This is a genomic window from Rhizobacter sp. P1_G5 (assembly GCF_056405435.1).
The window spans coordinates 1-5284 of sequence record NZ_JBFUCB010000439.1; the positions used below are offsets into that span (position 1 = coordinate 1).

Here is a 5284-nt window from a genome sequence, read left to right on the forward strand (position 1 = left end):
TCAGCCCGGCGGTGTAGGGGTGCGCCGGCGCATGGATCACGTCGTTCACCGGGCCGATCTCGGCCACGCGGCCGGCGTACATCACCGCGACGCGGTCGCAGGTCTCGGCGATCACGCCCATGTCGTGCGTGACCAGCATCACCGCCGCACCGTGCTCCTTGCACAGCCGCTTCAGCAGCGAAATGATCTGCGCCTGGATCGACACGTCCAGCGCGGTGGTCGGCTCGTCGGCGACGATCAGCTGCGGGTTGCCGGCCAGCGCGAGCGCGATCACCACGCGCTGGCGCATGCCGCCGGAGAACTGGTGCGGGTACTGGTCGATGCGCGCCTCGGCGGCCGGGATGCCGGTCTCCTTCAGCAGCTCGATCGCGCGCTGCCGTGCCTGCGCCGCATCGAGCGGCAGGTGGGTCCGGATCGTCTCGACGAGCTGGCGGCCGACGGTGAACAACGGATTCAGCGAGGTCAGCGGATCCTGGAAGATCGCGCCGATGTGCTTGCCGCGCATGCGGCGCATCTGCTCGTACGGCAGGTTGTCGATGCGCCGGCCCTGGAAGCGGATCTCGCCGGACRCCACGCGGCCGGGCGGGTCGAGCAGGCCGATGATCGCGGCACCGGTCAGCGACTTGCCGGCCCCCGATTCGCCGACCACGCCGAGGATCTCACCGGGCGCGATGTCGAACGAGACGTCGTCGAGCGCCACCAGCGTGCCGCGCCGCGTCGGGAACTCGACGCGCAGGTTCTTCACTTCAAGCAAGGCGGTCATGGTCAGCGCAATTTCGGGTTCAACGCATCGCGCAGCCAGTCGCCGAGCAGGTTCACGCTCAGCGCGATCATCACCAGCATCGCGCCGGGGTAGAGCGTGATCCACCACTCGCCGGAGAACAGCAGGTCGTTGCCGACACGGATCAGCGTGCCGAGCGACGGCGAGGTCGGGGGCACGCCGACGCCGAGGAAAGACAACGTGGCCTCGATCAGGATCGCCGACGCCACCTGGATCGTCGCCAGCACCATCACCGGCCCGGTGACATTGGGCAGCACGTGGCGCCGCATGATGCGCAGCGTCGGCACGCCGATCACGCGCGCCGCCTGCACGTACTCCTTGTTGCGCTCGACCAGCGTCGAGCCGCGCACCGTGCGCGCGTACTGCACCCAGCCGGTCAGCGAGATCGCGACGATCAGCACCGCGAACGCGAGGCCTTCGTGCGCATTCGGGAACACCGCCCGTCCGATGCCGTCGATCAGCAGCGCGACCAGGATCGACGGGAACGACAGCATCACGTCGCACAGCCGCATGATGAAGGCATCGGTCTTGCCGCCGACGAAGCCGGCCAGCAGCCCGAGCGACACGCCGACCGCGAGCGACACCAGCACCGAGGCGACGCCCACCAGCAGAGAGATGCGCGAGCCGTACATCAGCGCCGACAGGATGTCGCGGCCCTGGTCGTCGGTGCCGAGCAGGTATTTCGAGCTGCCTTCGGGCAGCCAGGCCGGCGGCAGCCGCGAGTCGGCGAGCTCCAGCGTGGCAAGGTCCATCGGGTTGTGCGGCGCGACCAGTTCGGCGAACAGCGCGCAGAAGATGCAGGTGAAGGCGACGACCGCCGCCACCATCGCGGTCGGCGAGCGGCGGAAGCTGTACCAGAGGTCGCCGTCGAAGAACCTCCGCAGCGCCGGCTTCATTTCACGACCACCCACTTGTAGGGCATGAAGTTGTCGGGCAGCTGGACGATGTCGACGTTCTTCTTCATCGCCGAGGCGAGCGCCTGCTGGTGCAACGGGATGTGGCCGACGTCGTTGGCATGCAGCTCGAACGCCTCCTTGATCATCGCGTTGCGCTTCGCCTGGTCGGTCTCGCTCTGGATCTTCAGCGTCAGCTCGTCGACCTTCGGGTTGCTGTACGAGCCGAGGTTGAACTGGCCCTGGCCCTTGTCGGTCGGCGTGGCCATCAGCGAGGTCAGCGCGTTGTGGGCGTCGTAGGTGCTCGGCGTCCAGCCCAGCAGGTAGAAGCTGGTGTCGCGGCGCAGGATCTTCGGGAAATAGGTGTTCTTGGTCTCGGTCTGCAGGTTCACCTTCACGCCGATGCGCGCGAGGTTGGCGGCCACCGCCTGGCAGATGTCGGCATCGTTGACGTAGCGGTCGTTCGGGCAGTTCAGGCCGACCTCGAAGCCGGCCGGGTAGCCGGCCTCGGCCAGCAGCTTCTTCGCCGCGTCAACGTCATACGGCAAGCGCTTGTTCTGCTCCGGCGTGAAGCCGCGGATGCCCGGCCCCACCATCAGCGCCGACGGCAGCGATGCACCGCGCATCACGCGGTTCCTGATCGTCTCGATGTCGATCGCCTGGTAGAAGGCCTGGCGCACGCGCTTGTCCTTGAACGGGTTCCTGCCCTTGACGCTCGAGAACTGCAACTCGTCGCGCTTCTGGTCCATGCCGAGGAAGATCGTGCGGAGTTCGGGGCCCTGCGACACCTTCAGGTTCGGCGACGACTTGATGCGATCGATGTCCTGCAGCGGCACCGGCTCGATCACGTCGACTTCGCCGGACAGCAGCGCCGCGACGCGCGTGGGAGCGCTGCCGATCGGCGTGAAGATCACCTCGTCGACATTACCTTCGACCTTGCCCCACCAGGTGCCGTTGCGGACCAGCACGGTGCGCGCCGACGGCTGGCGCTCCTTCAGCCGGAACGGGCCGGTGCCGTTGGCCTTGAAGCTCGCGGTGTTCTCGATGCCCTTGCGGCGATCGACCGGGATCACGGCCTTGTTGTCCTCGCACCACTTCCTGCTCATCATGAAGACGTTGGTCAGCACGTCCGGCAGGATCGGGAACGGCGCGAGCGTCTCGATCTCCACCGTCAGCGGGCCGACCTTGCGCACCTCCTTGAAGGGCGAGGTGTAGCTCTGCATGTCGGAGCCCTCGCCGGCCGCGCGCTTCAGCGAGAACACCACGTCGTCGGCACTGAACGGCGTGCCATCGTGGAAGGTCACGCCCTTGCGCAGCTCGAAGCGCCACACCGTCGGCGAGGTCTGCTTCCATTCGGTGGCGAGGATCGGCGCGAGCGCGAGCTTCTTGTCGCGGCCGATCAGCGGCTCGTAGACGTTGCCGGTGAAGGTGAGCTGCAGCGTCTCGTTCAGCGAATGCGGGTCCATCGACTGCGCATCGCCCTGGTTGGCGACGCGCAGGGTCACGGCACCGGCCATGCCGCACGACAGGAACAGCGCAGCCGCGAGCAGGGTGGGTTTCAGCTTCATCGTGGACTCCTTGGGGGATGAACGAACGTCGGGGTGGCGCGGCGGCCGGCAGCGCGGCCGCGGCAGGTGGAGGCGGCTACAGCGGCATCGCGCGCTCGACCAGGGTCGCGAGCAGGGCGCTGCCGAGCGGAAGGATCTCGTCGTTGAAGTCGTAGCGCGTGCTGTGCAGGAAGCAGCCGCCCTCGCCGCCCTGCCCGATGCGCAGGTAGGCGCCGGGGCGGGCCTGCAGCATGAACGAGAAATCCTCGGCGCCCATGCTCGGCACGAGCTCGCGCACCACCTTGTCCTCGCCGACCAGGCTCGCTGCGACATCGGCCGCGAAGGCCGCCTCGCGCGGCGTGTTGATCGTCGCCGGGTAGACGCGCTGGTAGTCGAGGCTCGCGGTCGCGCCGAAACCGAGCGCGACCGATTCGGCGAGGCGGCCCAGGCGCTCCTCGATCAGGTCCTGCACTTCGCGCTTGAACGTGCGCACGGTGCCCATCAGCTTCGCCTGGCGGGGGATCACGCTGAACGCGCCCAGGTCGCCGGCCTGCATCGCGCACAGGCTCACGACGGCGCTGTCGAGCGGATTGACGTTGCGCGACACCAGGCTTTGCGCCGCGGTGATGATGTGCGCGGCGACCAGCACCGGATCGATCGCCATGTACGGGTGCGCACCGTGGCCGCCGCGGCCGTTGACGGTGATCTCGATGCGGTCGGCGGCCGCCATCATCGCGCCCATGTTCAGGCCGATCGTGCCGGGCTGCATGCTCGGCCAGTTGTGCATCGCGTAGACCGAATCGACCGGGAAGCGGTCGAACAGGCCGTCGTCGATCATCGCCTTCGCGCCGGCGAAGCCTTCTTCGCCTGGCTGGAAGATCAGCACCGCGTCGCCGGCGAACTGCCGGGTCTGGGCCAGGTAGCGCGCCGTGCCCACCAGCATCGCGGTGTGGCCGTCGTGGCCGCAGCCGTGCATCAGGCCCTGGGTGGCAGATCGCCACGGGAAGTCGTTCTCTTCGCGCATCGGCAGGGCGTCCATGTCGGCACGCAGGCCGATGGCTTTCGCGCCATGCGCACCAGCCGGGCGGCTGCCGCGGATCACGCCGACCACGCCGGTCTTGCCGATGCCGGTGTGGACCTCGTCGACGCCGCACACGCGCAACGCCTCGACCACCTTGGAGGCGGTGCGCACCTCCTCGAAACCCAGCTCCGGGTGGGCATGCAGGTCGCGGCGGAACGCCATCAACTCGGGCTGCCAGCCGGCCAGCCGCTGGTAGGCACCCGACGCGGCCAGGGGGGCAGATTCGCGCATCATCAGTGGGCTCCTGCCGTGCGCTCGACGCGCAGGCGCGGGTCGACGGCAAAGTAGAGAAGATCGACGACCAGGTTGATCACGACGAAGATCAACGCGATCAGGCAGAGGTAGGCCGCCATCACCGGGATGTCGGCGAACGTGACGGCCTGGATGAACAGCAGCCCCATGCCGGGCCACTGGAACACCTGCTCGGTGATGATGGCGAACGCGATCAACGCGCCCAGCTGCAGCCCGGTGATCGTGATCACCGGCACCAGCGTGTTGCGCAGCGCATGCGAGAAATAGACGACCCGGTTCGGCAGGCCGCGTGCACGCGCGAACCGGATGTAGTCGGCCCGCAGCACCTCGAGCATCTCCGAGCGCACGAGCCGCATGATCAGCGTCAACTGGAAGGCCGCGAGCGTGATCGACGGCAGGATCAGGTGGCGCCAGCCGTCGACCGTGAAGAAACCCGAGGTCCACGAACCGAAGGCGACCACCTCGCCGCGTGAAAAGCTCGGCAGCCACTTCAGCGTGACGGCGAAGACGTAGATCAGCAGGATGCCGATCAGGAAMGTGGGCAGCGAGACGCCGAGCAGCGAGAGCGTCATCAGGCCCTGCGACAGCGCGCTGCCACGGCGCAGCGCGGCATAGACGCCGAACGGAATGCCGACCGCGAGCGCAATGACGGCTGCCACCAGCGACAGCTCGAGCGTCGCCGGCAGGCGTTCGACGATCAGCGACGAGACCTTGCGGCCCTGGCGCAGGC

5 protein-coding genes are annotated in these 5284 nt (G+C 68.1%); all 5 read right to left on the reverse strand.

Annotated elements, in window-relative coordinates; genetic code table 11:
* Positions 1–763: ABC transporter ATP-binding protein (locus AC1D12_RS23905; protein WP_477843303.1), on the reverse strand; the 763-nt coding region annotated here is incomplete at its 3' end.
* Between the two features lie 2 nt (positions 764–765).
* Positions 766–1677 (reverse strand): ABC transporter permease, encoded by a 912-nt coding sequence (locus AC1D12_RS23910; protein ID WP_477843305.1) that lies wholly within the window; start codon positions 1675–1677, stop codon positions 766–768.
* Positions 1674–3242: an ABC transporter substrate-binding protein gene (locus tag AC1D12_RS23915; protein ID WP_047500246.1), complete on the reverse strand. Its 1569-nt coding sequence runs from the start codon at positions 3240–3242 to the stop codon at positions 1674–1676. Before AC1D12_RS23915 ends, AC1D12_RS23910 begins: the two co-directional genes overlap by 4 nt.
* A 76-nt stretch (positions 3243–3318) precedes the next feature.
* Positions 3319–4536, reverse strand: a complete 1218-nt coding sequence (locus AC1D12_RS23920; RefSeq protein WP_156154626.1) for a M20 aminoacylase family protein — start codon at positions 4534–4536, stop codon at positions 3319–3321.
* Positions 4536–5284 (reverse strand): ABC transporter permease (locus tag AC1D12_RS23925; protein WP_477843307.1); only part of this gene is annotated, 749 nt, incomplete at its 5' end. The genes AC1D12_RS23920 and AC1D12_RS23925, both read right to left, overlap by 1 nt.

Coding starts and splice junctions, on each gene's coding strand:
- AC1D12_RS23910 (WP_477843305.1), bottom strand. CDS start 1,677: ATGAAGCCGGCGCTGCGGAGGTTCTTCGACGGCGACCTCTGGTACAGC.
- AC1D12_RS23915 (WP_047500246.1), bottom strand. CDS start 3,242: ATGAAGCTGAAACCCACCCTGCTCGCGGCTGCGCTGTTCCTGTCGTGC.
- AC1D12_RS23920 (WP_156154626.1), bottom strand. CDS start 4,536: ATGATGCGCGAATCTGCCCCCCTGGCCGCGTCGGGTGCCTACCAGCGG.